Origin of the sequence: Lacinutrix jangbogonensis (genome assembly GCF_000797445.1) — a bacterium.
Lineage (GTDB): Bacteria > Bacteroidota > Bacteroidia > Flavobacteriales > Flavobacteriaceae > Lacinutrix > Lacinutrix jangbogonensis.
Map to the genome: position 1 here is coordinate 1 of NZ_JSWF01000025.1, position 25,911 is coordinate 25,911.

Consider the following 25,911-nt stretch of genomic DNA (forward strand, 5'->3'; position numbering starts at 1 on the left):
CCTGTAAATTGAGTGTCTATTGTGCCTTTAGAAATTCTAGGATACACATAGATATTGTGGTTCTCTAAGATAACTTCATAGTTTTTCCATTTATGGAAACTCTTTAAATTATCTTCTCCCATAATTAAGGAAAATTGGTGCTCTGGATGTTTTTCTTGTAAGTAAGTAAGGGTATTTATGGTATAGTTTGGTTGTGGTAAATTAAATTCAATATTACTTTCCTTTAATTTATTGTAGTCTTTAGTTGCAAGATAGACCATTTCCAAACGTTGAAAATTATCTAATAAAGTGCTCTTTTTTTTAAAAGGATTATGTGGTGTCACTACAAACCAAATCTGGTCTAAATCGCTATTTTCTACTAATTGATTGGCAATAATTAAGTGTCCAATATGGATTGGATTAAAAGAACCAAAATAGAGACCAATATTCATTTTAGTAAAGTGTTATTTTTTGTTTTCCGATGCTAAAAAATGTACCGACGATGTTTTCAGCTTCTTGTAATGCTTTTTCTAAATTATCGTTTTCAATAATAACATCAAAAAACGTTTGCCCAACAGGAATTGATATAAGAAATGGAACACAATTAGAATGTATAAACTGTACTGCTTGTATCGATGTATGCGACGATATGATGGAAAAGGTAGATCTGCCAAAAGGTCTTATTCGTTATGCCAGTGAAGATGACATTGAAAAAGAGGAGAAATTTAAATTCACTCCACGTTTAAAAGGTTATTGTGCTGTATTAGGTATTTTAATTGCAGTATTAATAGGCATGCTATTTTTACGTAATGATGTAGAAGCAAATATCCTTCGTCTTCCTGGACAATTATACGAGCACAAGGCAGGTAATATGATTAGTAACGTTTACACCTTTAAACTGGTAAATAAAACTGTTGACGATATCGAGAATATTACTTTTAAATTACTATCACATAAAGGTACAATTAAACTGGTTTCTCATGGCACTTTTAAAGTTGAAGGACAAGGTCTTGCTGAAGGCACTTTATTTGTTGAAGTAAACGCTAGTGCACTTAAAGGCGATAAAGATAGGATAGAGATTGGTATTTATAGTGGCGATACATTAATAGAAACCACTACTACTGCCTTTTTAGGACCTCGAAGTTATAAGTAAAACAGACTGATTGAGGTTTGAAAAACAGTAAACTAGCCCGCGTGAAGGATAAAAGAGGAAATCCCACAGCGCGGAACGCGCGAGGAATTGAAACGTATAGCCTGACCCTTGTGGTCACGCCCAAAACAGATAAAAGATAAAACACAAGCATTATGAAATGGAATTGGGGAACAGGAATAGTAGTTGTCATAATAGCATTTATGAGTTTTATTTTATTTTTAGTGATTAAAATGACAACTAACACAGAATATGGTCACGATTTAGTTACGGATGAATACTACGCTAAAGAAATGCTATACCAGACAGAAATTGATGCTGAAACGAATACCTACAATTTAAAAGAAAGAATTATAAGTAAAAAAACTGATGAAGGCTGGCTTTTAATATTCCCAAAAGAACTTGAGCCTTCAAAAATTATAGGAAAAGTATTCCTTTACAGACCATCTAACGAAAAGTTAGACTTTGAACTTACGTTAAATCTAACCACATCTCATTTGCTCATACCAGAACATAAGATGTTAGATGGTCGCTGGAACATTACTATAGATTGGACTTACGAAGACACACCGTATTTATATAAAAAACAAATAACGTATTAAATGCTACTTTCGGCAATTATTTTTGGTCTATTAGGAAGTTTCCACTGCGTAGGGATGTGTGGACCTATTGCCTTTTTATTGCCTTTAGATCGAAAAAATAAAACCAAACGCATATTACAATTATTAAGCTACCATTCTGGTCGTATTTTAACATACAGTGTATTAGGGCTTATTTTTGGAGCTCTTGGTAAGAGCCTGAACTTATTTGGTTTTCAACAGCAGCTTTCTATTGCCATTGGGATATTAATGATTGTTGTCATTATTATTCCAACAAAAACATTTAACAAATATAATTTCTCCAAACCTATTTACAAACTTGTAGGAAGCGTTAAAAATAAAATGGGAACAGCCTTAAAAAAGAAAGATCCTAGTACCTTTTTTACTATTGGTTATCTTAACGGTTTACTGCCTTGCGGACTTGTTTATATGGCAATATTTGGTGCTTTAGCAACCGGAGGCGCTTGGAAAGGTAGTTTATACATGGCCTTATTTGGATTAGGAACTGTGCCACTAATGACAACTGCTATTTACCTTGGAAACTTTCTTACAAAAACAGTAAAACAACGTGTTTTAAAAATGATTCCTATTTTTGTGGTTATTGTTGGACTACTCTTTATAGTAAGAGGTTTAGGATTAGGAATCCCTTATTTATCGCCTTCAGAAATGGTAACGATTGAGAAAGCAGATGCGCAATATAACTGCCATTAATAGTGAATTAAAAAACTAGTGCTTTCAAACTAAAAAAAGGAAAGCATTATACTTTCCTTTCATATTCATTTAAAATACTATCGTTTATATTGTCATAGAAAACACTTGTGTTTCTGGCTTATTGCGTTGTAAACGTCTATCGAAAGGTAAACAAACGTTTCTAACAAATGGTCTTCCCTTTTCTGTTACACGTATTGTTTTAGCCTCTACTTCTATTAATCCATCTTTTTCTAATTCTTGTAATTTAATAAGTACATCTGGAAGTTCACTAAAACTTAAAGCTTCAGAATTCCATGAGGTTTCAAAGTTACACATGAGGTTTAAAATGTGCTTACGGATTATTAAATCTTCTTCATTTAAAATATGACCTCTAAAAACAGGTATTACTCCTTCGTTAACAAGTGCCTTATAACGTTCAATACTTTTATCATTTTGAGCAAAACCATACCAGCTATCGCTAATTGCAGAAGCTCCTAAACCTATCATAACTTTAGTATTAGTTACAGTATAACCCATAAAATTACGATGTAATTCTTGGCTTTCATGTGCTTTGTAAAGTGAATCTATTGGTAAAGAAAAATGATCCATACCAATTTCAAAATAACCAGCTTTAAGTAACATTTCTTTACCTTTTTCGTATTGCAAACGTTTTTGAGTTGCAGTTGGTAAATCTTTTTCATTATAACCACGTTGCCCATTTCCTTTTATCCAAGGCACATGTGCATAACTGTAAAACGCAATACGTTCTGGTTTTAATGTAATTGTTTTATTAATGGTATTAATAACATCTTCAGCCGTTTGAAATGGCAAACCAAAAATAATATCATGTCCTACGGATGTATAACCTAATGCTCGAGACGCCTCTGTAACACGTTTTACATTCTCGAAAGGTTGTATTCTATTTATTGCTTTCTGAACTTTTAAATTATAATCCTGAACACCATAACTTACGCGATTGAAATTAAAATCTGCAAACATTTTAAGATGCTCTTCTGTTGTATTATTAGGATGTCCTTCGAAACTTAATTCACAATCATCACTAAATTCACCAATAGTATTAAGCGCTTCCAATAACGACTTAATGTTTTCTGGTTTAAAAAAAGTAGGTGTTCCTCCACCAATATGCAACTCCTTTATGTTTGGAGTATTCCCAAGAAAAGTGGTGTAGAGTTTAAATTCTTCAATTAAAGATTCTATATACGGTATTTCTACTGCATGGTTTTTAGTTATCCGTTTATGGCAACCACAAAAGGTACACATACTTTCGCAAAATGGAAGATGAATATAGAGGCTTACACCATCTGTATCATTACTTTCTTCAAAACTTTTTTTAAGAGACGTTTTCCATAATTCTATAGAAAAGGAGGCTTCATCCCAGTAAGGAACCGTTGGATAACTAGTGTATCTTGGTCCTGCCACGTTGTATTTCGCTATTAAAGAAGTATTCATTTTTAAACAATTTATGAGGCAAATTTAGATTGAAATGAAAGGCTAAAAGGTGACAAATATCATCTCGCGATTAATTATTATGATAGTTTTAATTTGTTTAAAACTAAAAACAGTATCTGTTATATAAAGGATTAAAACATAAAACTCTAAACACTACAACTCTTAATTAATTTTTTACAAAACATTAATCCCTTATCTTTGCAATGCTAAAAAAAGGAAAAAAAATGTCTGACGCAAAAAAACCAGATAACGTTGTATTTAATACAGAAACCCAACAATATGATGCGGCTTTAAAACCGTATGCTACTAATGTTGGCGCTCCTGCAATACAGGTTACAGAAAATGTAACTTGGAAAAACAAAAACGTTAACAAAGCCAATAAACAACTAAAAGCAAAATATTTAGAACTTAAAGCTGAGTACGATAAAATGATAGAAGAACTGGAATACAATAATTTAGTGTATAACGCTAAATTTAGTTTTCAGCCTATTCTAGGTGAAGTTTATCATTTATACAAAGACAAAAAAGGACAACCCTTTTTATCTATTATTGCGCCAACCGAATGTAACTTCGATTTTGTTGGCAGTTTCTATTTAACTTCAGAACACATGTGGAAAAGAGTAGAACAATCAACAGGTAAACTTAAAGAATAACCACTAATTTTTGGTTTAAAAAAAACGAATTGCAATACACAATAATAGACGTTGAAACTTCTGGAAGGACGAATAGAATTACCGAAATTTCAGTATTTAAATACGATGGAGATGTTATTGTCGATGAATTTACTTCGCTTGTAAACCCAAACTGTTTTATACCAGAATACATTACTGCTTTAACAGGAATTAATAATGAAACCGTTGCAAATGCTCCAGAATTTAAAGACATAGCACAACACGTTTTAGATATTACCGAAGACACCATTTTTGTAGCACACAATGTTAATTTCGATTACAACGTTATTAGAAATGAATTTGAATCTATAAATATAGATTTTACAAGAAAAAAGCTCTGCACAATCCGTTTGAGTCGCAAATTACTTCCTGGACACAAAAGTTATAGTCTTGGAAAACTTTGCAAAGATTTAAACATTAATATAAACGGAAGACATAGAGCACGAGGAGATGCCGAGGCTACAGTGATTCTATTTAAAATTCTTCAAGCTCAAGACCAATCAACACAAATATTTAGCGATTTTTTAAACAAAAATAACAAAGAGGCTACCTTACCTCCTAACCTCCCTAGCGCTGTTTTTAATGAGTTACCGAATGCTACAGGTATTTACTATTTCAAAAATAAAAAAGGGGAAATTATTTATGTTGGTAAATCTAAAGATATAAAAAAGCGAGTGCTCAGTCATTTTTATAGCAAAACACAAAAAAGCTTAGATATGGTTCGCGAAACTGCCGATATTGATTTCGAATTATCTGGTAGCGAACTTATAGCGTTATTAATGGAAGACGCAGCAATTAAACAGCATTTTCCACAGTATAATAAAGTTGCAAAACGTGCTCCTAAAGGCTTTTCGCTTTTTAGTTATCAAGACAGAAACGATGTTATGCATATTGCTATTAATAATAGTAAAGCGACTCCAAATCCTATTATCACATTGTATAGTTTGCGTGAAGCACGTCTGTTTTTAGAGCGTGTTTGCGAGCTGTTTAGTTTATGTCCAAAATTTTGCCATTTACAAGAAGGTGTAACCGAATGTTCTCACTTTACCATTAAAAATTGTAAAGGTGTTTGCAAAGGAAATGAAGATGTTAAAATTTATAACGAACGTGTTACCAATGCTATTTGCCAAATTATTAATGATAGTCAAGATATTCTATTAAAAGAAAAAGGAAGAAACGAAGACGAAGAAGCCTTTGTAATTATTAAAAACGGAACCTATCTAGGCTATGGGTTTATAGACAAAAACGAGCAAATTAAACACCCAGATGAGCTTGAGCATTTTCTTGTTAAACAAAAAGACAACAGCGATATACAAAGCATTTTGCGAACCGCAATTCTAAATAAATAAAATGAATTTAGAAATCGCTCGTGCCATTATAGATTTTGGATTAGTTGTTTTAATTTGGATGGTACAACTCCTAGTATATCCTTCATTTAAATATTTTACAACCAAAAACCTTTATACTTGGCACAAACATTATACTGCACTAATGGCTATAATTGTTTTGCCACTCATGTCTTGCCAAGTAATAATCTCTGTGGTTACGTTAATAAAAAATGGAAGCTTAACTTCAATTATTCACTTAGTTTTAGTGTGTTTAACATGGATTTCTACTGTGCTCCTTTTTATACCATTACACAATAGAATCTCAAATAAAACAATAACAGATAATACACTACGTGATTTATTGATATTAAATTGGTTACGTGTTATAATCTGGTCTATTATATTTATTATTTCCGTTTTAAATCTTAAATAAAAGCTAAACACAATAATTTAGGCACAATTAGTGTTTACTATTTCTATATTTGAAATTTAAATATCTTTTATAAAACGCACATGTTAAAACTATTATCAATTAAAATAATGAGTAATAACAAACAACATGTGACTAGTAAAAACCAATAAACATAAACACATGAAACATTTATTTTTATGCTTAGCGCTTAGTTTTTCGTTTATAACATACGCTCAAAACAATGCCTTTCAAGCTGGAGAAAAGTTAACTTTTACTGCTGGTTATAACATGTCTGGATTAATGACGGATTTTGCACAAGTAACGATGGAAACTAGCAGTGTAAAAACTAAGAGTTCAACCTTATTGCGCTTAAAATGTAAAGCAACAACCTATAGCAAATGGGATAATTTTTTTAAAATTAGAGATCTTTACGAAAGTTATGTAAACCCTAAAACATTAACACCTTATTTATATAAGCGTGATATTGATGAAGGTGGATATTATAAATTTGTGAAATATAAATTCAACCATAAAACAAAATCTGTAAAAAGCTTAATTAGGAAGAAAAGTAAAAACTTTGAATCTGGTTTTTGGGATAGAAATGAAACCGTTAAAATTGGTGCAAACACTAAAGATATTATAACCACAATTTATCATATTAGAAGCTTAGATATAAAAAAATCGAACATTGGCGATAGCGATACTTTTACTGTATTGTTCGATAATAAAGAATCAAAATTTAGTTTCACATACGTTGCTAAAGAAACTATTAACACTGCATTAGGCAAAAAAGAATGTTATAAATTACGCATTAACCTTAAAAACAATGATGCTTTAAAAGGTAATAGTAATTTCTTATGGTTAACTGCAGATGAAAATAAAATTCCTGTTTATGGAAAATTTAATCTTGCATTTGGTAGTGGAGAATTAAAAATTAAAAGTGCAACAGGTTTAAAAAATTAAAACAATTATGAGATTAACATCTATTATTTTAGGATTAATAAGTGCAATAATAGCAGTTATTTTATCCGTTTTACCTTTATCTAATTTTGCGTTTTTCCCGGCAATTGTAGCATTAATTTTCGGAGTAATAGCTTTTTTAAAAGGGCGTCAAGAAAACAAAACAAAACACACTGTACAGCTTATATTTTTACTAACTATTATCGCGTTAGCACTAGCAACTTACAAATCTGTTACCGCAACTACAGAAGTTGGCGACACAGAACAACTAGAACAACGTGCAGATGACTCCTTAGAAGATTCTATTGAAGAGTTAGATGCTATTGATATTACAGAGTAGTAATAGGTTTTACTAATAATTTATATAAATAGAAATGAAATCCCTAATTATTGCCTCCGCTTTTGCTTTTGTGGGTTCTTGTGCCGAAACAAAAAGGAATACTATTGAAAACGTTGATTACACGATTGAAATAATAGACAGTAAACTAATAGCAGAATACTCAAAGTCTATTACTCCTGAAGATTTAAAAAGTAGGTTAACTCTTTTTGCTTCAGAAGAATTTCAAGGTCGAGGAACAGGAAAAGAAGGACAAAAAAAAGCAGCAGATTACCTGCGAAATTTCTACAAAACAAATGGAATTGCACCGGCAATTAACGATTCCACCTATTATCAAACCATTCCAGCCGACTTCTTACCTGAAGGTATTGGTGCATCAGAAAACGTTTTAGCGTATATTAAAGGAAGTGAAAAGCCAGAAGAAGTACTAATCATCTCTGGACATTTAGATCATTTAGGTATAAAAGACAATACCATATATTTTGGCGCAGATGATAATGGCTCAGGATCCATGGCTATTACAGAAATTGCTGAAGCTTTTAAGCTTGCAGAGCAACAAGGCCATTCGCCTAAAAGAAGTGTTATGTTTTTGCATCTTACAGCGGAAGAAATTGGGCTACAAGGCTCAAAGTTTTATATTGGAAACCCAATCTTCGAATTAAGTAAAACAATAGCCAACTTGAATATCGATATGGTAGGTCGCGTTGATAAAAAACACAAAAACAATCCAGATTATTTATATGTTATTGGAGCAGATAGAATGAGTCAAGAACTGCAAGACATTTCTGCTAAAACCAACGAGGACTTTACAAATCTAGAGCTAGACTACAAATACAACTCAGAAAAAGACAGAAATAGATACTATTATAGAAGTGACCATTACAATTTTGCAAAGCAAGATATTCCTGTTATTTTCTACTTTAATGGTGAACATTCAGATTATCATAAACCAACAGATACTGCAGACAAAATAAACTATCCTTTATTAGCAAAACGTACTAAACTAATTTTTGCAACGGCATGGCAATTAGCTAACAGGCAAGCATTTTTAAAACATAACTAAGGTCTTTCCTCTCGTTAAAAAAAATACAAGAAATAGAGTAAACCTCTTTTTTTCTTGTATTTTTACTTTTCTAATTAAACATTTAAACTAAAAATGAAAAAACTACTTCCCTTTTTTGCAATTGCAATACTAGTAGCAGCCTGTGGCACATCAAAAAGCACCAGTACAACGACTACAGTAAAAGCACCTGCAAATCCAACTAAATATGCAGAAACAATAACTGCCGAAGATTTAAAAACAGCACTTTACATTTACGCTGGAGACGCATTCGAAGGCCGTGAAACTGGTAAAGAAGGTGAGAAAATGGCAGTAGAATTTATTAAAAAACATTATATCGAAGATGGTATTCCGGCAGCAAAAAGTGATGGAAACTATTTTCAAGATGTCCCATTACAAATTATGGCAGTGCCAGATATAAAACTAACGGTTAATGGAAAATCATTTACAAACATAGACGATTATGTATCTGTTAGCTCTGTAAAAGATGGCGAACTAGATACAAAAGATATTATTTATGCTGGATTTGGTATTGAAGATGAAAATTTTTCAAGCTACGAAGGTATAGATGTTAAAGGAAAAGTTGTAGTTTTTCGTTCTGGAGAACCTAAAAAAGCAAATGGAATGTATGTAATCTCTGGAACTGAAGAAGGTTCTAAATGGTCTAATATGCGCCAGCAATTTGCATCTAAACAAGAATTAGCTAAAAGCAAAGGCGCAAAAGCTGTATTGTTTTACTATCCAGAAGTATATACTATGGCTGCAAACAGATTTGGTAAATCTAGTGGTCGTATGGCTTTAGCAAGTGGTGGCAATGACATGATGTATATGTTAATTAATACCGATTTAGCAAAAGCTTTGGTAAGCGATATTGATACTAACGAAAAATCAATGTCTGTAAACACCGATTTATCTATTACTTACAAGAATAATTCTGAAAAAATAAATTCTAGTAATGTCGCAGCTATTATTAGAGGTAGCGAAAAACCAAACGAGTATATTGTTATTTCTGCTCACTTAGATCATGAAGGTATTAAAGACGGTGAAGTTTATAATGGAGCCGACGATGATGGTTCTGGAACTGTTGCCGTTTTAGAAATTGCCGAAGCTTTTGCAAAAGCAAAAAAAGACGGTCATGGACCAAAACGTTCAATTGTTTTTTTAAATGTAACAGGAGAAGAAAAAGGTTTATTAGGCTCTAAACATTACACAGATAACGATCCTATATTTCCTTTAGTAGATACCGTTGCCGATTTAAATATTGATATGATTGGTCGTACAGATCCAAAACGTGAAAAGAAAAACAGAAATTACCTGTACCTAATTGGTAGTGATAAACTAAGTACAGAGTTACACAACATTTCTGAAGCCATGAATACTAAGTACATGAATATTGATTTGGATTACACATTTAACGATGAAAATGATCCTAACCGTTATTACTATAGAAGTGACCATTACAACTTTGCAAAAAACAATGTTCCTGTAATTTTCTATTTTAATGGTACGCACGACGATTACCACCAACCAGGAGATACACCAGATAAAATTCAATACGATTTGTTAGAAAACAGAACACGTTTAGTATTTTATACAGCTTGGGAATTAGCAAATAGAGACGCTAGAATTACAGTAGATAAAGCTACTGAGTAGTAATTTAATAATTTGGGCGTTACCTAAAGGTCGCGCTATCACTACTCGCTCTCTGCGAGGAGCTCAAACAGACCGTTCCATCGCTAACGCGAAGCAAACTTAAAAAAAGTCATTCATTTCAATTTGAAGTTTTGCATTTTTGATTCTAGGCTTTTTTTGTTTACAATATATAATTTATCTTTACGAGATATGAGGAACAAAACTTCCTCATATCCGGAAAATAACGAGGGATAATACGTGTATTTATCCACATATAACCAGTTGCCAGCAATTTAAAAAAAACGACATCAATGATAAAAAAAGTAATAATTGGAATTCTTACAATCGGAATATTTGGTTGTAATTCTAACAAAAAGACAAGCAATTCTATTGAAACCTATTCAGACATAAATGTTGTAGGTGCAATGAAAAATGTAATGTGGAAAGGGGAATTAGGAGCAAGTATACAATTAGATACCATTTCTAATAAAAAAGGACTTTATGGAATTGGACCTGAAAGTTATTTGACTGGAGAATTACTTATAAATGATGGAAAAAGTTATGTTTCAAAAGTAACATCTGATTCAACTATGACAGTTGAAAAAACATTTAATGTATCAGCACCATTCTTGGTTTATTCTAATGTAAACGAATGGAATGAAATCGAATTAGCTTCTGATATCAAGACCATTAAAGATATTGAAAATTTAGTTGATGCAAAAACGACTAAATCAAAAAGACCTTTTGCTTTTAAATTAACGGGAAGAATATCAAAAGCATTAATTCATATTCAAAATTTACCAAAAGGAACAAAAGTTTCATCACCAAAAGAGGCTCACAAAGGACAAACAAATTACGAACTTAAAGATGAAGAAGTTACAATCATTGGTTTCTTCTCAACTGAACATAAAGGAATTTTTACACATCACGACTCGAATATTCACTTACATTTAATAACAGAAGACAAAAGCAAAATGGGACATTTAGATGAAGTGGAAATTGAGAATATGAAGTTATATTTACCGAAAAAATAAAAAACTGCTGGCAACACCGTATATAATTTATTGCTGGCTTCTCGTCTACTTACGAAAGTCCTCGCGGACTTTCTTGGTCGGTAATTATTTACTAAATTAGTTGCTTAAAACACGCAACAAACCATATACAACAACGTTGTGCATAATTATGACCCGTCCTGAAATAAGGCTACATAATTTTAAACATTATGTATAGAAATGACAAAGTAATTAGACGTTACAGTGAACCTTTTAAATTAAAAATTTTAGCCGAACTTACAATCGGAAAACACACAAAGAGCGAACTTTGTAAGCTCTACTCTATTGCACCTACAACAGTTAATGTGTGGATTAAAAAGTACAATCGTAAAGACTTAATGAATACCAGAGTAAAAGTGGAAACTAAAGACGAAATATCTAGAATTAAAGGGCTACAAAAAGAGATTGAACAGCTTAAAAAGCTACTTCTTAAAAAGGATCTCGATGCTATGGTGCAGGATTCTTATCTTGAAGTAGCTGCTGAAGATCTTGGCTATAAATCAGTTAATGAACTAAAAAAAAGCTAAGTATAAAGCCTTAATTAAAGCTAAAGAGAAATCTAAGAGATTTGCTTCTCTTTCAACTATAGCTAGTTGTTTTGGACTTAAACGAGATGCGTATTACAAATACAAATCTAGAGCTGATAAGCATTTAGAACTGGAACAACAGATTATAAACATTGTTAGAAAAAGACGCAAATCTCTTCCTAGAGAAGGTGTGAGAAAACTTGTGAAATCATTAAACATAGATTTTACTAAAGCCAATATTAAAGTTGGTAGAGACACGCTATTTAATATTCTTAGAAAACACCAAATGCTAACACTTAGAAGGAAAACCAGCGCCAGAACAACGAACTCATATCATCGGTTTTATAAGTATAACAATAGTATAAAAGACCTAGAAATCACAAGACCAAATCAAGTTTGGGTTTCTGATATAACATACATTAGAACCGTAAAAGGATTTTGTTACTTAGCTTTAATAACTGATATGTATTCTAGGAAAATAGTGGGTTATGACCTGAGTGACAGCTTGGAACTAAAAGGATGCGTCAGAGCACTTAATAAGGCTATTTATCAAGCTAAAAACATTAAAGGACTCATACACCACTCTGATAGAGGAATACAGTATTGCAGTAATGTATACACACAAATACTCAAAAGAAAAAAGGTAGACATTAGTATGACCGAAGAAAATCATTGTTACGAAAACGCCATGGCAGAACGTGTAAATGGTATATTAAAAGATGAGTTTTATCTAGACCAAACCTTTGATAACCCAGCACACGCAAAGAGAGCTGCAAAAAATGCAATTAATTTATACAACGAAGTAAGATTACATTTATCTTTAGATTATAAAACACCAAATATGGTATATCAATTATCAGCTTAATTCAATTTTAACCTGTAGCCATATTTCAGGACAAGACATTAAAACCATGAATATGAATAAATTTTTTTCTTTAGTTTTTTTACTGTTTTTTTTGAGCTGTACAGATGAAAACCAAAAAAAAGATTTGCAAAAAAATGAAAAGGAAAAAATAGTATTGAGCGAAAATATAATAGACAAAGACTATATAAACAAATTTGAATTTAGGAATCAAACTTTTAAAAAAACATTAAACAAATCTGATTTCAAAGTTGCATACATTCATCAAACTGAAATCTGGAAGCACAATAATAAAATTGGAGTTTTTTATTCAGTTACCTACGAATACCTTGTTGAAGACATTAACAGAATGGAGAACTTCTTTAATGGGTTTATAATTGGACTAAAGACAAGCGATATTGCGTTCAGTGATTTAAAATACGTCGAAAATTATGAATTTGATTTTCCTTTCAAACATTACAAAACATTCAAGATTTTAAATTCTGATAATGTGAAACTTGGCTTTCTATTCAATATTCTAAAAGGGAAAAAAATAATAAGTATTCTGGTAAATATAAATGATGAGTTCAAAATTGATTCTGAAAAATTAATCGGAAAAATAAATGAAATATAACTATGCACAACAAAGTACTGTGGTAAAAAACAAGTAAAATTTCATTAATTTTTCACTAAAGTACTTCTATAAGATTCATCATATATTAATCCTGATTTTGCAATAGCAAAAGCTTGTTTTAGCAACTTATTACATATAGCTATTAAAGCTAGTTTTTTACTCTTTCCTTTGGCAACTAATCGCTCATAAAGTGCTTTACAAGCCTTGTTGCATTTACAAGCATTAAGACTGCACATAAATAATAAATTTCGAAGCTTTTGATTCCCTATTTTACTAATTCGAGGCCGTCCTTTTACACTGCTTCCACTCTGTCTTATCACTGGTGTTAATCCTGAGTAACTACATAATTCACTTGCAGTTTTAAAACGAGCAAAAACACCTGTTAAAACCACTAACATAATAGATGTTTTAAGCCCAATACTTGGTATGGTTTTTAATCAATAGAATTCCCCGACGCTTGCGTCGGGTGTAGCGTAAAGATATGCAGTTTTGTACATATGAGTGAGCATATCCATAAGAGTCATAATAAGAATCTATTGCTTTATCATTTGGTTTGTCCGATAAAGTATAGACGAAAAGTATTAAACGATGAAGTTTCAGAAACATTAAAGACTATTTGTTTGAAAATAAGTTATCGTTATGAGATTCATTTTTTAGAGATAGGATGTGATGAAGATCATGTTCATTTTTTGATTCAGAGTGTTCCTATGATGTCGCCAAAAAAAATAGTCAACACAATAAAGAGTTTGACAGCAAGAGAGATTTTCAGACTTCATCCAGAAGTGAAAAGATTTTTATGGGGAGGTAAGTTTTGGACAAGTGGATATTACGTCAACACAGTAGGTCAGTATGCGAATGAAGAGGTCATACAGAAATATGTTCAAGGACAGGGAAATCAAAAAGATTATAAGAAAATACATTCCACGCAACTAAAATTGTTTTGATACCTCGTACCCTTGGGTCGAGGTAGTTCATTCGAGTTAATAGATCTTGATGCGTTTTCTTTAGCAAAACTAACAACTTATCCTCTAAGAGTTTCATCTCTTTCTTAAGGTGTGTTAAACTCCGTTTTAAGGATCTTAAAACAGCTTTACTGGGAGATCCCAAAACAGATTCACCATGAAATTTATTTTTTACCATTGTACTTTGTTTTGTATATATTGCTAAGGCTCTGGTGATTTGAAAACATTCAATCTCATCTTTTGTATTTCCTTTCCAAAGCTTTAATTCTACTTGCTGTGCATACTCACAAATAAGTTTTGAGTCGCTCTTGTCGGTTTTGATTTTTGATAGCTTCATCTGAATAAAACGTTTAACAGATAAGGGATTCTCTACTGATACTTTTATCCCAAATTCAAGTAAATAATAAGCTAACTGATAATGATAATAACCTGTAGCTTCCATTACACAATGACTATGTGAAGTTAACAGTTTAACAAACTTTTTAAAGCCAGACAAATTGTTTTTAAACTGATAATAATTACCATCAGAATCTGTAACATCAAATACTAAATGACTAATGTCAAGTCCAAAATATTTTATATCTTTATTCATAATAAAATGTTTTTTGAAATCGAGGAACGAAGATTCACGATTTCCTATTTATTAAAATATTAAACAATGAGTAAAGGACGATCTACGCGAGTTTCAACGACTTAAAAGCGAGGTCCAAAAGGCCTCATAGAACTGTACGAAATCTGTGTAGAAAAGAGAGGTGATTTTCAATGTTGACCAGATCAAAGTCTCTGCGTATATAATAACCTTAATCCTCTCTTTTGTGCTTTCTGTTTATAGGTCTTAAATTTAGTGTTTTTATTAAAATGCTAACTTAAGCCGTGTATAATTAATTGCTTTGGCAAGTGCTTATCTGGAAAATTCCTTCGGAATTTCCTATGGTTCGTTTTCTTTTGCTAAATTAGTTGCTAGCCAACGCAACTAACCATAAACAACAACGTTGTGCGCCATACCTGAGATAAATGAACCTCCCTAATTTATGAATGAACTAAAGGATTATTTCAATGCTATTTCAAAACTCAATGAATCGACATGGGCTAAAGTAATTCCTTTATTTAAGGAGGATAAACTTCTAAAAAACGAATACTTCGCTAAAGAAAATAAAATCGCTCGACAAATAGCTTTTCTTAAAACAGGCGTTGTTAGAGCTTTTTTCATAAATCAGGAAGGGAAAGATTACAACAAACAATTTTTTGTCGGCCAAAGTATAATAGGTGCTTATACCTCTTTGTTAACGGGGAGTGCGAACCTAATCGCACAACAGGCTTTGACAGACTGTGAGATTTATACCTGTGATTACACATTATTGACAGCTCTTTTTGACGAATGTCCAGATTTGGAAAGATTTGCAAGAAAAATAGCAGAGCATTATTTTTTAGAAAAAGAAAAGAAAGAAATTGAAATTGTATTGCTTGATGCTTCTCAGCGGTATATCCTTTTTCAAAAAGAATTCCCAACTCTCCAACAACTCATTGCTCAATTTCATATCGCTTCCTATTTAGGCATATCTGCTACACAATTAAGTCGAATCAGAAAACAGTTCGCATCTAAATAATCTCCCAATTCATTTCTTTACATATGTAAATGGATTTCCATTTGCATGGTCGTTGCTTTGTATCATATTAATTTAAAACAAGAATATATGAAAACTCAAAACACAAGTAATTCAAACAGGTTAGCTAACAACTTAAATTATACAACAATGACACTAAACACTACTTTAAATTCCAGATTCTGGAAAATTACATTTCTCATTGCTGGAATTTATACTGCTGTCGGGGTGTTACCAGGCATATTTAATCCAGAGCAAGGGTTACTTGATTTCACAAGTCAAATAATCGAAGATTGGAATACCTTATATTTTTTTAGGAGTTTATGGATTACTGTTTTAGTTTTTGGTATTGGCTTTTTTATAGTGGCTCTAAACCCAACTAAACACATTGGTATCGTAATTATGGGTTTATTGGGAAAGCTATTCTTTGCTTCTAATGTACTATTTCAGTACTCAAATGAGAAAGTGAGTCAAATGGCAATGACTGCTGCAACTATAGATTTAATATTTGTTTTACTGTTTGGAATTTTCATTTTCAAGTATTACTCAAACAAAGAAAACAATTAAATACAATCGAATAAAACTAAAGCTATGATAAAGAAAGGAGATACTTTGGTAAATGTTAGAACAGGACAAAAAATGACATTTTTAGAAACATGGGCAGAAACCAACGGCACACAACTAAAGATTGAATGCGTTAGCCCAGTTACACCAGAAAGAGAAAAATCACATTATCACCCTTATCAAGAAAATCGGTTTACCCTTACACAGGGCCAACTTTTATTTACGATAGATGGCAAGGAACAATTGGCCTCAGCTGGAGATATAATTTCTATTCCTAAAAATGTGCCACATTTCTTTTATAATTCTGGGCAAATAGACGCGCATTACATTCAGCAGTTTTTTCCAGCACTAAAAATTGACAGTTTATTTGAAACATTCTTTGTGCTGGCAAAGGATTGTAAATTGAATAAAAGTGGAACTCCAAATATATTTAGGACTGCATTGATATTACTTAATTTTGAAAAGGAAATTAGATTAGCAGCTCCCAATTGGAAGTTTCTAAAAGTGTTTTTTAGGGTACTAGCACCAATCGCAAGACTTATGGGTTATAAATCATTTTATGAACAAGAACGAGCGCACAACGCCGTATATAATTAATGGCTAGTTTTAGCTTACTTACGAAAATCCTCGCTGATTTTCTATGCGGTTTTTATTTGCTAAATTAGGTGCTTAAACACGCCACTAATCATACAAATAACCGTTGTAGCCAATTAAAACACAGATGACGTAAAGATGTCATAAAGATGACGACATCAATGCCAATGCTTTTATTTAGCTTTGCTTTCAACAATTAAATATCTCTCGATTGAAAAATAAAGATTTAGCAAAAAGAGTAAAAGAACTAAGAAAGCGAAGCGGAATATCTCAAGAACTATTAGCAGAAAATTCTGGTTTAAGTTTACGAACGGTCCAAAGAATTGAAAATGGAGAAACTCAACCCACTGGAGATTCTATTAAAAGGTTATCTAGTGTTTTAAATGTTACACCTAACGAATTAATCGATTGGCAAATTGTAGAGGATAATAATGTTCTTTTGCTATTGAATCTCTCTCAGCTTGGATTTATAGCCTTTCCATTGCTTGGAATATTAATACCATTAATTATTTGGACTTCAAAAAAAGACAAAATAAAAGATACTGACCAAGTAGGGAAATCAATTTTAAATTTTCAAATATCTTGGACACTATTATTATTTTTTATGGCTATCGCTATTATCATTACTTCTAAACTTGAAATAGCAACAAATATTTCTTTTGCTGACATACTCATAACATTCAGTGCAATGTACTTAATGAATTTTATAATCGTGATATTTAATACTTTAAGATATCATAACGGAAAATCTATAAAATACAAACCTGCCTTTCCCTTTTTAAGTTAATATCCAGTGAACTACACTGTACTAATCAAATAAAAAAAATATGATTAAATCAAACCTAAAAGAAACATTTGAACTTGTATTGCGGCAGTGTGTTTTTATTATCCTTAATATTTATGCAATATCAAAATTGCTGGGAGGACAATTTTATATGAATGGAACATTGCCTGAACAAATTGCTAATACAACTTTAGGAGAGGCAAGTGGATTTTCATTAGCCTGGACATTTATGGGGCATTCTTATTTTTACATACTGTTTGTAGGAGTTACCCAACTCATTGGTGCTTGGTTTCTTTTATGGAATAAAACAAAGCTTATAGGAGTATTTATATTAATACCAATAATGGTAAACATAATAATATTCGATATTATTTTTCTTGATGTCTATCCTGCATTAGCAAATGCGATCATAGTCTTCCTAATGCTAATCTTAATTCTGTTTTTCAATAAAGAGAGAGTTATAGATGCAATAAAAAGGCTTACTAACTTTCAAGTAAAATCTAAAGTTCTTATAAAAAGAAGACTAATCACTTTTGGAATTACAATTCTAATTATCGTTTTAATTTTCACTTTTGATTCTTTTATTGAACATTTGCTTGGAGCAAGTAAAGAGAAAATATTAGAATAACTGGCTACAACAAAGTACTGTGGTAAAAAACAAGTAAATAATACTTAATTTTTCACTAAAACACTTCTATAGCTTTCTTCGTATATTAATCCAGATTTTGCAATTGCAAATGCTTGTTTTAATAGCTTATTACAAACGGCTATTAATGCTAGTTTTTACTCTTTCTTTTGGCTACTAATCGCTCATAAATCTCTACATCCTTTATTGTATTTACAAGCATTAAAACTGCACATAAATAATAAATTTCGAAGCTTCTGGTTTCCTATTTTACTAATTCGTGGTCGTGTATAATTCATTGCTAGTACTTGCCAATTACGAAAATTCTAGCGGATTTTCTAGTTGGTTTTGTATTTACCAGGGCAAACGCATTAAAAAAGTTAATTTTTGATATTAGAAAATAAGTTTTAAAATCTTAATAATCAACTAATTGTAGTTGTTTATTATGTTTAAAAAGCATATATTATACTGATAATCAATATTTTACATCTTTTGAAAGCAGCCACAAAACTAAAGACCATATTTGGTCAAATCCCTGACTTTAGACGTTCACACAAGCAACTTTACAATTTAGAAAGTATCTTTCTTATTGGAATTATTTCAGTTATTTGTGGAGCAAATTCATGGAATGAAATGGAAAACTATGCCAATTCAAAAGAAGAGTTTCTACGTACCTTTCTTGATTTACCTAATGGCATCCCTTCGCATGACACCTTTAATCGTGTTTTTTCTAATATTGATAGTAATGAATTTGAAAAATATTTTATCCAGTGGGTAAGTGATCTTGCTCAGCTTCAACCTAGAGAAATTATTGGTATAGATGGCAAAACAATTAAAGGAGCTAAATCTAACGGCAAAAAATCTCCAGTACATATGGTTAGTGCATGGGCAAATGACAACAACCTTGTTTTGGGGCAAGTAAAAGTTACCGAAAAATCTAATGAAATTACTGCCATTCCAAAATTACTAGAAGTTTTATCCATAAAAAATACGATAGTAACTATTGATGCTATGGGCTGTCAAACAGCTATTGCAAAAGCAATTATAAAAAAGGATGCGGACTACATATTGGATGTAAAAGATAATCAATCTCAATTACTTGAGCATATTGAAGATGAATTTAAATTTAGTAAAAACATAGAAACACATCTTAGTCAAGAACTTGATCATGGCAGAATAGAAACTAGAAAATGTAGTGTAATAAGCAATCTACTAAGAATAGAAAATCAACATATTGCAAACAAGATTCGCATTGGAATCCACAAGGAATCGATATTGCATCTGAGATTCTTAGCCAGAATATAAAAAAAGAACAGTGGTACAAAGGGTATTCAGATATAAAACAACAAGAAAAACCAATTAAAAAGACGATTCAAATAGTTGGAGATTTAAGTGTAGGAATTGGAAATGCAAACATTTCTAAAGAAAAAATAATTCTTAATACATTTAACGAATCATCAAAAATCGATAGAAATTCTCCAGTGCTAATAATTGGTGATAGGCATACCTTAATATTCCATGCTGGAGGCGATATGTTAGCGAAAAATGCGAGGCTTTCGGATAACTTAGCAGGGAAACTAGGATTAAATCTAGACTTAATTGGTGTAAAAGGATCAGGAACTTCTTCAGTAAGAATAGACTTATACAGAAAAGCAAAAGATGCTGAATGGCTTGCTAAAAAGAAAGTCGTTATTTGGTGTTTTGCAGCAAGAGATTTCTCTGAGTCTAAGAATGGCTGGAGTAAAATACCAGTAAAAAAATAAGTCCCTCATAAATGAGGGACTTAAAAAAGGGTGAAAGACGGGATTCGAACCCGCGACCCTCGGTACCACAAACCGATGCTCTAACCAACTGAGCTACAATCACCATTTATGCACATTTTTATAATGCGTCTGCAAATGTATATTAATTTGGTTTTACTACAAAGACTTTTACTAAAATTTTAAATAAATTTTAGTACTATTTTATTTCAAATCGAATAAGCTATCAACAGCTATGTAACGCTCTACAGTAAAACCTTCAGCGTAATCTACTCCAACTAAGCGACCTAGATCTCTGGCTCTGTAATTAATACTATCTAGAAACGTTTTACTTGTAATTGGTGTTTCAGGTTCATTACTATCACCATTAAAAAATTGTGTTTGGTATGCAATGACTGCTTTTTGTTTTATTTCTATAAAATCAGAAATATCAACTACAAAATCTGGCTCTAAATTTTTCCATTGTATGTAATGGTAAACATGTTTTGGTCTCCATTGTTCTTGATTAGTGCCATCCAATTCAGTTTCGATTTTAATTAATCCGCTTAAAAAACAAGCATCACTTACCAATTTACTGCCTTTTCCATGATCGATATGCCTATCGTCTATCGCATTACAAAGCACAATATCTGGTTTGTATTTTCTAAGCATTTTTATAACTTCTAATTGATGCTTTTTATCATTGATAAAAAAGCCATCTGCAAAACCTAAATTTTCTCTTGCTGACAAACCTAAAATTTTAGCAGCACTAGCAGCTTCAGTTTTTCTGGTTTCAGCTGTACCTCTAGTACCTAACTCGCCTTTTGTTAAATCTATTACGCCTACTTTTTTACCTTCGGCAATAGCTTTTGCAATGGTTCCTCCTGCTCCTAATTCTATATCATCTGGGTGTGCTCCAAATGCAAGTATATCTAATTTCATAAACTATGTTTAAACTTTAAAAAGTAAAGTTATAAAAAAGAAGCCAAACACCTCTAACTTATTATTACGCATTCGTTTTCGTATTCTGTATTGCGATTTTTTAAGGCTTCCTATTAAGAATTCCGTAAAAATAACAGCTGACTCTAAAAGATGATAAATATCATATCAAACACACTGAAAATCAGCTAATTTTACAGTAGTTATAAATAGAAAACTAATGATCCTTCCAATGCTTACCATACTTTTAATAACCATTATTCTCTTCGTTTGGGGAAAATTCCCTCCCGATGTTGTTGCATTAATTTCTATGCTTAGTTTGTTTCTTTTCGGTATTTTAAACCTTAGCGAAACGCTTAGCGGTTTTAGTAATCCAACAGTAATCATGATTGCTAGTTTGTTTATTATTGGTGAAGGGCTTTCAAAAACAGGGTGGACTGCTTTAGCTGGAAAAAAATTCATGGAACTTGCTGGAAAAAGCACTTCAAGATTGCTCGTTATTGTCACCTTAGGTTCTGGCGTTTTATCTGGGTTTGTTAGTAATACAGGAACCGTTGCAACCTTACTTCCAGTAACGATTTCTTCAGCTTGGAAAATGGGAACTTTACCATCTCAAGTCTTAATGCCTGTAGCTTTTGGCTCTAATACTGGTGGTTTATTAACCTTAACCGGAACACCTCCAAATATTATTGTTAGTAATGCTTTATCCGAATCTGGTTACGAAAGTTTTTCATTTTTTGAATTCGCTTTAATTGGATTGCCTTTGCTACTAATAACCATTTTATATTTTAGATATATTGGCTATAAACTACTCCCAAAAAATAAAACAAATAACAAGCCAGTAGATATAGAAAGCACTTTACATAAATGGATTGAAGCCTATAAAGTACATAATGACTATTACCGCTTGCGTGTACGCTCTATTTCTCCATTATTAAATACAACGCTGAGTGCATGGGAACTAGAACAAAAATATAACGTATCTATCATTAGAATAAAAAGACGTAATCCAAATACCCTTAAAGGTATCCCACAATTTATTGAATTCCCTACTCCTAATACCGAAATATTATACCATGACATTCTTACTGTAAGAGGAGAAACCGAAGCTATTAACATACTTATGGTCCACTTTCGTTTAGGTTTACTTCCATTAGAACCTGCTCCAGATGAGATGCGAAACAACCTGATTAATCAAGAGGTTGGAATGACAGAGGTATTAGTGACTCCAAAATCGTTTTTAGTAGGTAGAAATGTAAAAATAGGAAACTATTTTAAGCGTTTTGGTATTCAGTTAATGGCAGCTTCTAGAAATAACAAACCTCTTTTAGATCGCAATATTAGAGTTAAAGCTGGTGACGGATTTCTTATTCGTGGTTCATGGGAAAATATAGATTTACTAAAATCACAGCATGAAAATTTAGTGATCTGTGGAAGCCCAGAAGGTTTAGCAAAAGATGTCGATGACCTTACTACAAAATCATATATAGCTTTAGGAGCTTTGCTTTTGCTCATCGTATTATTGGTTTTTAAAATTGTTCCTGGAGCTATCGCGTCATTAATTTCAGCAGGAATTGTATTATTAAGTGGTTGTGTGCCTATAGCAAAAGCTTATAAAAGTATTAGCTGGACAAGTGTTATTATGATTGCTGCAATGATACCAATGGGATTGGCATTACAAAAAACAGGGCTTGCAGAAATTGTAGCCAACGGACTTGTAAATGGTTTAGGTAGCATCCATCCAATACTATTGTTAGCCGGTATTTTTTTACTTACCACAGCGTTTAGTCAAGTCATAAATAATTCGGCAACCGCAGTTTTAATGGCGCCTATAGTAATACTTGCCGCTAGCCAATTACAACTATCACCAAAACCTTTTATGATAATTGTTGCCGTTAGTGCATCTACAGCCTTTTTAACTCCTGTCGGCACAACTACAAATGCAATGGTCATGTCTGCTGGAGGCTATAAATTTAAAGATTACTTAAAAGTTGGGGCGCCTCTACTACTTATATTTTTAATAGTAAGCTTACTCTTAGTGCCGATAATATGGCCTTTCTAATAAATAAAAAACATAAAATTGAACATAATGAAAAACACACCCGTTACTCCAAAAAAATCAGATTTAAATGTTTACGGCATTAAAGATGCAAAAGTACATTGGAATCTCTCTCCAGAAACCCTTCAAGAAATTACTATTGAAAAAGGTATGGGAAAAGAAACCAATAATGGTACACTTGCTTTAAACACAGGTGAATTTACAGGAAGATCGCCTCAAGATCGTTTTATAGTCAAAGACGATTATACTAAAGACCTGGTTTGGTGGGGAAAAACAAACAAAGCTATTTCATCTGAAGATTTCGACTATTTACAATCTGAAATCACAAACTACTTAAGTGGAAAAGAAATTTATGCAAGAGATGCCTATGTGTGTGCAGATCCTGAATACAAAACAAATGTTAGAACCATTACAGAATATCCATGGTCTAATATGTTTGTTTACAATATGTTTTTAAGATCTGAAGACTCTGAATTAGAAAACTTTGAAGAAGAATGGTTAGTACTATGTGCTCCGGGTTACGTAGCACCAGAACCAAAAAAATATGGCCTACGTCAAGGAAATTTTTCGATTTTAAATTTCACTAAAAAAATTGCTTTAGTTGGTGGATCTGGATATACTGGTGAAATAAAGAAAGGTATTTTCTCTTCTTTAAATTTTATTCTTCCTGTTGAAAAAGATGTTTTACCAATGCACTGCTCTGCAAATGTTGGTGAAGCTGGTGATACTGCCATTTTCTTTGGATTATCGGGAACCGGTAAAACGACATTATCTGCCGATCCAAGTCGTAAATTAATTGGTGATGATGAGCATGGTTGGACGGCTAATAACAACGTATTTAATTTTGAAGGTGGCTGTTATGCTAAAGTTATCGATTTATCAGAAGAAAAAGAACCAGATATTTTTAGAGCTATTAAACCTGGTGCAATTCTTGAAAATGTTGTTTTCAAAGCTGATGGTGACATTGATTATATGGATAGTAGCATCACACAAAATACGCGTGTAAGTTACCCTATTTATAATATTGATAATATTCAGAAACCGTCTTATGCTGATAATCCAACAAATATTTTCTTCTTAACAGCAGATGCTTTTGGTGTATTACCTCCAGTTTCTAAGTTAACACCTGGTCAAGCAGCGTATCACTTTATTTCTGGATATACAGCAAAAGTAGCAGGAACAGAAGCAGGTATTACAGAGCCAGTACCATCATTCTCTGCGTGTTTTGGCCAACCATTTATGCCTTTACATCCAACTGTTTATGCTGAAATGCTTAGCAAAAAAATGCAAGATGCAGGCGTTAATGTTTGGCTAATAAACACGGGCTGGAGTGGCGGTCCTTATGGTGTAGGTTCTCGTATTAAATTAAATTATACTAGAGCAATGATTACCGCTATTCTTGAAGGCCATTTAGACAATGCTGAGTTTGAACAACATCCAATATTTGGATTGTATATGCCTAAAACGTGTCTAAATGTACCCACTGAAATTTTAGATCCAATGAATACTTGGGAAAACAAAAGCGAATACATTAGTAAATCCATTCATTTAGCACATTCATTTCATTTAAATTTTGAGAAATTTGCAAACCAAGCATCAGATCAAATCATCGAAGGTGGCCCATTAATTGATGAGCACCATCACTTAGATCACGTTTAATAATTTATTTACTATTAAAAAAAAGGAGCTCAATTTGAGCTCCTTTTTCACTTGGTATTAATTACCATATTCTGCAAGGCTCTTAAAAATTTAAACTAAAAGTTTTTAAGAAAGAGATTTTTAAGTGGTTGCATACATAACTGGCATTTTCAACTACCAATCCTTTTGTTCTTTTTCAGTTAAAAACGTCCAAGCTACTACTCTACTTTTTTTATTGCCTTGAGTCATTTCTATTACTTTAACTGTAGTTGCCCCTAATTTAGCTAAAGACTTCTTCATTGACTTAACATTGTCTTTATTCGAAACTAAACTTGTGTACCAATAGCATTGCGTTTTAAACAAAGAACTTTCGTAAAGATAAGTGTGCAAAAATGCTTTTTCTCCACCTTTAAAGCATAACTCGTGTGCTTGACCTGCAAAATTTCTTGTCACAGAGTCTGTAAGTTTACCTAAACCTTTCAACTTTCTTGTGGTCGCTTCAAAAGCTTCCGTTTCGTCTTTATAAAATGGAGGATTACAAAGGGATGCAGAAAATTTATCCGTTGGAGTTATAATACCATTAAAAACACTTTCTGGATTTGGCTGATGTTTTAGCTGAATCTCTCTCTTTAAGTTATTTTTAATAATTATTTTTTGTGCGTAAGCAATAGATTTTTTATTACTATCTGTAGCCATAAAATTCCAGTTATACTCGGCATGACCAAGCAATGGATAAATACAAGATGCTCCTGTTCCAATATCTAAAACAGTGTTATTCTTGTATAATTTTGAAGCACTTAATAAATCTGAAATATGATGTATATAATCTACACGACCAGGAATTGGAGGACACAAATTAGTGTCTGGAAACTGCCAGAAATCTATGTTGTAATGTGTTTTTATTAATGCTGTATTTAGAGCCTTTACAGCTTTCGCATCTGCAAAATCTATGGTTTGTTTTTCATATTTATTAACGAAAACAAATGGTGTTAATTCTGGAAAAACTTCAATTAGTTTTTCAATGTCGTAATCTATTATGTGTTTGTTTTTTTTATGCAAAA

The 25,911-nt window shown here is 32.0% G+C and carries 27 protein-coding genes, 1 tRNA gene and 4 pseudogenes; 24 read left to right on the forward strand and 8 right to left on the reverse strand.

Annotation, left to right across the window (positions count from 1 at the left end):
* On the reverse strand, positions 1–431 hold a 431-nt coding region (gene nadD, locus RH82_RS06765; RefSeq protein ID WP_034059224.1), incomplete at its 3' end, for a nicotinate (nicotinamide) nucleotide adenylyltransferase.
* 110 nt (positions 432–541) lie between these two features.
* Between nadD and RH82_RS06770 the strand changes: the two are divergent.
* The 3 genes and pseudogenes from RH82_RS06770 to RH82_RS06780 all read left to right on the forward strand — a co-directional run.
* Positions 542–1,132 (forward strand): annotated as a pseudogene (locus RH82_RS06770) (FixG Ig-like domain-containing protein); the annotation flags it as partial.
* Between the two features lie 152 nt (positions 1,133–1,284).
* The gene (locus tag RH82_RS06775; protein WP_034059225.1) at positions 1,285–1,731 is read left to right on the forward strand and encodes a FixH family protein; all 447 of its coding nucleotides are present in this window, start codon (positions 1,285–1,287) and stop codon (positions 1,729–1,731) included.
* Positions 1,732–2,439, forward strand: a complete 708-nt coding sequence (locus tag RH82_RS06780; protein ID WP_034059227.1) for a sulfite exporter TauE/SafE family protein — start codon at positions 1,732–1,734, stop codon at positions 2,437–2,439. It begins immediately after the preceding gene.
* 84 nt (positions 2,440–2,523) lie between these two features.
* On the opposite strand, the gene hemN is transcribed toward RH82_RS06780, so the two are convergent.
* Positions 2,524–3,888, reverse strand: a complete 1,365-nt coding sequence (hemN, locus tag RH82_RS06785) for an oxygen-independent coproporphyrinogen III oxidase (RefSeq protein ID WP_034059229.1) — start codon at positions 3,886–3,888, stop codon at positions 2,524–2,526.
* A 224-nt stretch (positions 3,889–4,112) separates the two neighbouring features.
* Here hemN and RH82_RS06790 point away from each other — a divergent pair, with 224 nt between their 5' ends.
* The 11 genes from RH82_RS06790 to RH82_RS06840 all read left to right on the forward strand — a co-directional run bounded on the left by RH82_RS06790 (position 4,113) and on the right by RH82_RS06840 (position 13,342).
* Complete coding sequence (locus tag RH82_RS06790; RefSeq protein ID WP_034059733.1) at positions 4,113–4,541, forward strand: DUF2452 domain-containing protein; 429 nt, start codon at positions 4,113–4,115, stop codon at positions 4,539–4,541.
* Positions 4,542–4,570: 29 nt separating this feature from the next.
* Positions 4,571–5,908, forward strand: a complete 1,338-nt coding sequence (locus RH82_RS06795; protein ID WP_034059231.1) for an exonuclease domain-containing protein — start codon at positions 4,571–4,573, stop codon at positions 5,906–5,908.
* Between the two features lies 1 nt (position 5,909).
* Complete coding sequence (locus RH82_RS06800) at positions 5,910–6,320, forward strand: hypothetical protein (protein ID WP_034059232.1); 411 nt, start codon at positions 5,910–5,912, stop codon at positions 6,318–6,320.
* A 159-nt stretch (positions 6,321–6,479) separates the two neighbouring features.
* Positions 6,480–7,262 carry a DUF3108 domain-containing protein gene (locus tag RH82_RS06805; RefSeq protein WP_034059233.1) on the forward strand — a complete coding sequence of 261 codons (783 nt, stop codon included), beginning with the start codon at positions 6,480–6,482 and terminating at the stop codon, positions 7,260–7,262.
* A gap of 7 nt (positions 7,263–7,269) precedes the next feature.
* Positions 7,270–7,599: a hypothetical protein gene (locus RH82_RS06810; RefSeq protein ID WP_034059235.1), complete on the forward strand. Its 330-nt coding sequence runs from the start codon at positions 7,270–7,272 to the stop codon at positions 7,597–7,599.
* Positions 7,600–7,633: 34 nt separating this feature from the next.
* Positions 7,634–8,659: a M28 family peptidase gene (locus RH82_RS06815; RefSeq protein WP_034059237.1), complete on the forward strand. Its 1,026-nt coding sequence runs from the start codon at positions 7,634–7,636 to the stop codon at positions 8,657–8,659.
* A gap of 93 nt (positions 8,660–8,752) precedes the next feature.
* Positions 8,753–10,309 (forward strand): M28 family peptidase, encoded by a 1,557-nt coding sequence (locus tag RH82_RS06820; protein WP_034059238.1) that lies wholly within the window; start codon positions 8,753–8,755, stop codon positions 10,307–10,309.
* A gap of 290 nt (positions 10,310–10,599) precedes the next feature.
* Complete coding sequence (locus RH82_RS06825) at positions 10,600–11,322, forward strand: acetolactate decarboxylase (RefSeq protein WP_241148017.1); 723 nt, start codon at positions 10,600–10,602, stop codon at positions 11,320–11,322.
* Between the two features lie 188 nt (positions 11,323–11,510).
* Positions 11,511–11,867 (forward strand): transposase, encoded by a 357-nt coding sequence (locus tag RH82_RS06830; protein WP_081979203.1) that lies wholly within the window; start codon positions 11,511–11,513, stop codon positions 11,865–11,867.
* 58 nt (positions 11,868–11,925) lie between these two features.
* Positions 11,926–12,732, forward strand: a complete 807-nt coding sequence (locus RH82_RS06835; RefSeq protein ID WP_241148024.1) for an IS3 family transposase — start codon at positions 11,926–11,928, stop codon at positions 12,730–12,732.
* Positions 12,733–12,784: 52 nt separating this feature from the next.
* Positions 12,785–13,342 carry a hypothetical protein gene (locus RH82_RS06840; RefSeq protein ID WP_156112434.1) on the forward strand — a complete coding sequence of 186 codons (558 nt, stop codon included), beginning with the start codon at positions 12,785–12,787 and terminating at the stop codon, positions 13,340–13,342.
* 44 nt (positions 13,343–13,386) lie between these two features.
* Here RH82_RS06840 and RH82_RS06845 read toward each other — a convergent pair.
* A pseudogene (locus tag RH82_RS06845) lies at positions 13,387–13,779 on the reverse strand (transposase); the annotation flags it as partial.
* Positions 13,780–13,839: 60 nt separating this feature from the next.
* Between RH82_RS06845 and tnpA the strand changes: the two are divergent.
* On the forward strand, positions 13,840–14,286 hold the full coding sequence (gene tnpA / locus RH82_RS06850) for an IS200/IS605 family transposase (protein ID WP_034059242.1): 447 nt from the start codon (positions 13,840–13,842) through the stop codon (positions 14,284–14,286).
* A gap of 28 nt (positions 14,287–14,314) precedes the next feature.
* Here the strand turns inward: tnpA and RH82_RS06855 are convergent.
* Positions 14,315–14,896, reverse strand: a pseudogene (locus RH82_RS06855) (IS110 family transposase); the annotation flags it as partial.
* A gap of 439 nt (positions 14,897–15,335) precedes the next feature.
* Here RH82_RS06855 and RH82_RS06860 point away from each other — a divergent pair.
* The 5 genes from RH82_RS06860 (at position 15,336) to RH82_RS06880 (ending at position 18,478) form a co-directional block, all read left to right on the forward strand.
* Positions 15,336–15,911 carry a Crp/Fnr family transcriptional regulator gene (locus RH82_RS06860; protein ID WP_034059243.1) on the forward strand — a complete coding sequence of 192 codons (576 nt, stop codon included), beginning with the start codon at positions 15,336–15,338 and terminating at the stop codon, positions 15,909–15,911.
* Between the two features lie 87 nt (positions 15,912–15,998).
* On the forward strand, positions 15,999–16,475 hold the full coding sequence (locus RH82_RS06865) for a hypothetical protein (protein WP_156112435.1): 477 nt from the start codon (positions 15,999–16,001) through the stop codon (positions 16,473–16,475).
* Between the two features lie 24 nt (positions 16,476–16,499).
* Complete coding sequence (locus tag RH82_RS06870) at positions 16,500–17,069, forward strand: cupin domain-containing protein (RefSeq protein ID WP_034059245.1); 570 nt, start codon at positions 16,500–16,502, stop codon at positions 17,067–17,069.
* A gap of 208 nt (positions 17,070–17,277) precedes the next feature.
* A complete protein-coding gene (locus tag RH82_RS06875) occupies positions 17,278–17,853 on the forward strand; it encodes a helix-turn-helix domain-containing protein (protein WP_034059247.1) in 576 nt (191 codons plus the stop codon).
* 40 nt (positions 17,854–17,893) lie between these two features.
* A complete protein-coding gene (locus tag RH82_RS06880; RefSeq protein ID WP_034059248.1) occupies positions 17,894–18,478 on the forward strand; it encodes a hypothetical protein in 585 nt (194 codons plus the stop codon).
* Between the two features lie 44 nt (positions 18,479–18,522).
* Here the strand turns inward: RH82_RS06880 and RH82_RS18790 are convergent.
* Positions 18,523–18,762, reverse strand: a pseudogene (locus tag RH82_RS18790) (IS110 family transposase); the annotation flags it as partial.
* A 205-nt stretch (positions 18,763–18,967) separates the two neighbouring features.
* Here RH82_RS18790 and RH82_RS06885 point away from each other — a divergent pair.
* Together RH82_RS06885 and RH82_RS06890 are read left to right on the forward strand one after the other, a co-directional pair.
* Positions 18,968–19,780 (forward strand): ISAs1 family transposase, encoded by an 813-nt coding sequence (locus tag RH82_RS06885; protein ID WP_394330727.1) that lies wholly within the window; start codon positions 18,968–18,970, stop codon positions 19,778–19,780.
* Between the two features lie 176 nt (positions 19,781–19,956).
* Positions 19,957–20,238, forward strand: a complete 282-nt coding sequence (locus tag RH82_RS06890) for a hypothetical protein (protein WP_034059250.1) — start codon at positions 19,957–19,959, stop codon at positions 20,236–20,238.
* A 28-nt stretch (positions 20,239–20,266) separates the two neighbouring features.
* Here the strand turns inward: RH82_RS06890 and RH82_RS06895 are convergent.
* Positions 20,267–20,342, reverse strand: a tRNA-His gene (locus RH82_RS06895).
* A 97-nt stretch (positions 20,343–20,439) separates the two neighbouring features.
* Positions 20,440–21,156: a bacillithiol biosynthesis deacetylase BshB1 gene (bshB1, locus tag RH82_RS06900; protein WP_034059251.1), complete on the reverse strand. Its 717-nt coding sequence runs from the start codon at positions 21,154–21,156 to the stop codon at positions 20,440–20,442.
* A 229-nt stretch (positions 21,157–21,385) separates the two neighbouring features.
* Between bshB1 and RH82_RS06905 the strand changes: the two genes are divergently transcribed.
* Positions 21,386–23,215 carry an SLC13 family permease gene (locus RH82_RS06905; protein ID WP_034059742.1) on the forward strand — a complete coding sequence of 610 codons (1,830 nt, stop codon included), beginning with the start codon at positions 21,386–21,388 and terminating at the stop codon, positions 23,213–23,215.
* A 27-nt stretch (positions 23,216–23,242) separates the two neighbouring features.
* Complete coding sequence (gene pckA / locus RH82_RS06910; RefSeq protein WP_034059252.1) at positions 23,243–24,871, forward strand: phosphoenolpyruvate carboxykinase (ATP); 1,629 nt, start codon at positions 23,243–23,245, stop codon at positions 24,869–24,871.
* Between the two features lie 153 nt (positions 24,872–25,024).
* Here pckA and rlmF read toward each other — a convergent pair whose 3' ends face one another.
* The gene (rlmF, locus tag RH82_RS06915; protein ID WP_206420416.1) at positions 25,025–25,909 is read right to left on the reverse strand and encodes a 23S rRNA (adenine(1618)-N(6))-methyltransferase RlmF; all 885 of its coding nucleotides are present in this window, start codon (positions 25,907–25,909) and stop codon (positions 25,025–25,027) included.
* Between the last annotated feature and the right edge of the window lie 2 nt (positions 25,910–25,911).

Coding starts and splice junctions, on each gene's coding strand:
- RH82_RS06775 (WP_034059225.1), top strand. CDS start 1,285: ATGAAATGGAATTGGGGAACAGGAATAGTAGTTGTCATAATAGCATTT.
- RH82_RS06780 (WP_034059227.1), top strand. CDS start 1,732: ATGCTACTTTCGGCAATTATTTTTGGTCTATTAGGAAGTTTCCACTGC.
- hemN (WP_034059229.1), bottom strand. CDS start 3,888: ATGAATACTTCTTTAATAGCGAAATACAACGTGGCAGGACCAAGATAC.
- RH82_RS06790 (WP_034059733.1), top strand. CDS start 4,113: ATGTCTGACGCAAAAAAACCAGATAACGTTGTATTTAATACAGAAACC.
- RH82_RS06800 (WP_034059232.1), top strand. CDS start 5,910: ATGAATTTAGAAATCGCTCGTGCCATTATAGATTTTGGATTAGTTGTT.
- RH82_RS06805 (WP_034059233.1), top strand. CDS start 6,480: ATGAAACATTTATTTTTATGCTTAGCGCTTAGTTTTTCGTTTATAACA.
- RH82_RS06810 (WP_034059235.1), top strand. CDS start 7,270: ATGAGATTAACATCTATTATTTTAGGATTAATAAGTGCAATAATAGCA.
- RH82_RS06815 (WP_034059237.1), top strand. CDS start 7,634: ATGAAATCCCTAATTATTGCCTCCGCTTTTGCTTTTGTGGGTTCTTGT.
- RH82_RS06820 (WP_034059238.1), top strand. CDS start 8,753: ATGAAAAAACTACTTCCCTTTTTTGCAATTGCAATACTAGTAGCAGCC.
- RH82_RS06825 (WP_241148017.1), top strand. CDS start 10,600: ATGATAAAAAAAGTAATAATTGGAATTCTTACAATCGGAATATTTGGT.
- RH82_RS06830 (WP_081979203.1), top strand. CDS start 11,511: ATGTATAGAAATGACAAAGTAATTAGACGTTACAGTGAACCTTTTAAA.
- RH82_RS06840 (WP_156112434.1), top strand. CDS start 12,785: ATGAATAAATTTTTTTCTTTAGTTTTTTTACTGTTTTTTTTGAGCTGT.
- tnpA (WP_034059242.1), top strand. CDS start 13,840: ATGAGTGAGCATATCCATAAGAGTCATAATAAGAATCTATTGCTTTAT.
- RH82_RS06860 (WP_034059243.1), top strand. CDS start 15,336: ATGAATGAACTAAAGGATTATTTCAATGCTATTTCAAAACTCAATGAA.
- RH82_RS06865 (WP_156112435.1), top strand. CDS start 15,999: ATGAAAACTCAAAACACAAGTAATTCAAACAGGTTAGCTAACAACTTA.
- RH82_RS06870 (WP_034059245.1), top strand. CDS start 16,500: ATGATAAAGAAAGGAGATACTTTGGTAAATGTTAGAACAGGACAAAAA.
- RH82_RS06880 (WP_034059248.1), top strand. CDS start 17,894: ATGATTAAATCAAACCTAAAAGAAACATTTGAACTTGTATTGCGGCAG.
- bshB1 (WP_034059251.1), bottom strand. CDS start 21,156: ATGAAATTAGATATACTTGCATTTGGAGCACACCCAGATGATATAGAA.
- RH82_RS06905 (WP_034059742.1), top strand. CDS start 21,386: ATGCTTACCATACTTTTAATAACCATTATTCTCTTCGTTTGGGGAAAA.
- pckA (WP_034059252.1), top strand. CDS start 23,243: ATGAAAAACACACCCGTTACTCCAAAAAAATCAGATTTAAATGTTTAC.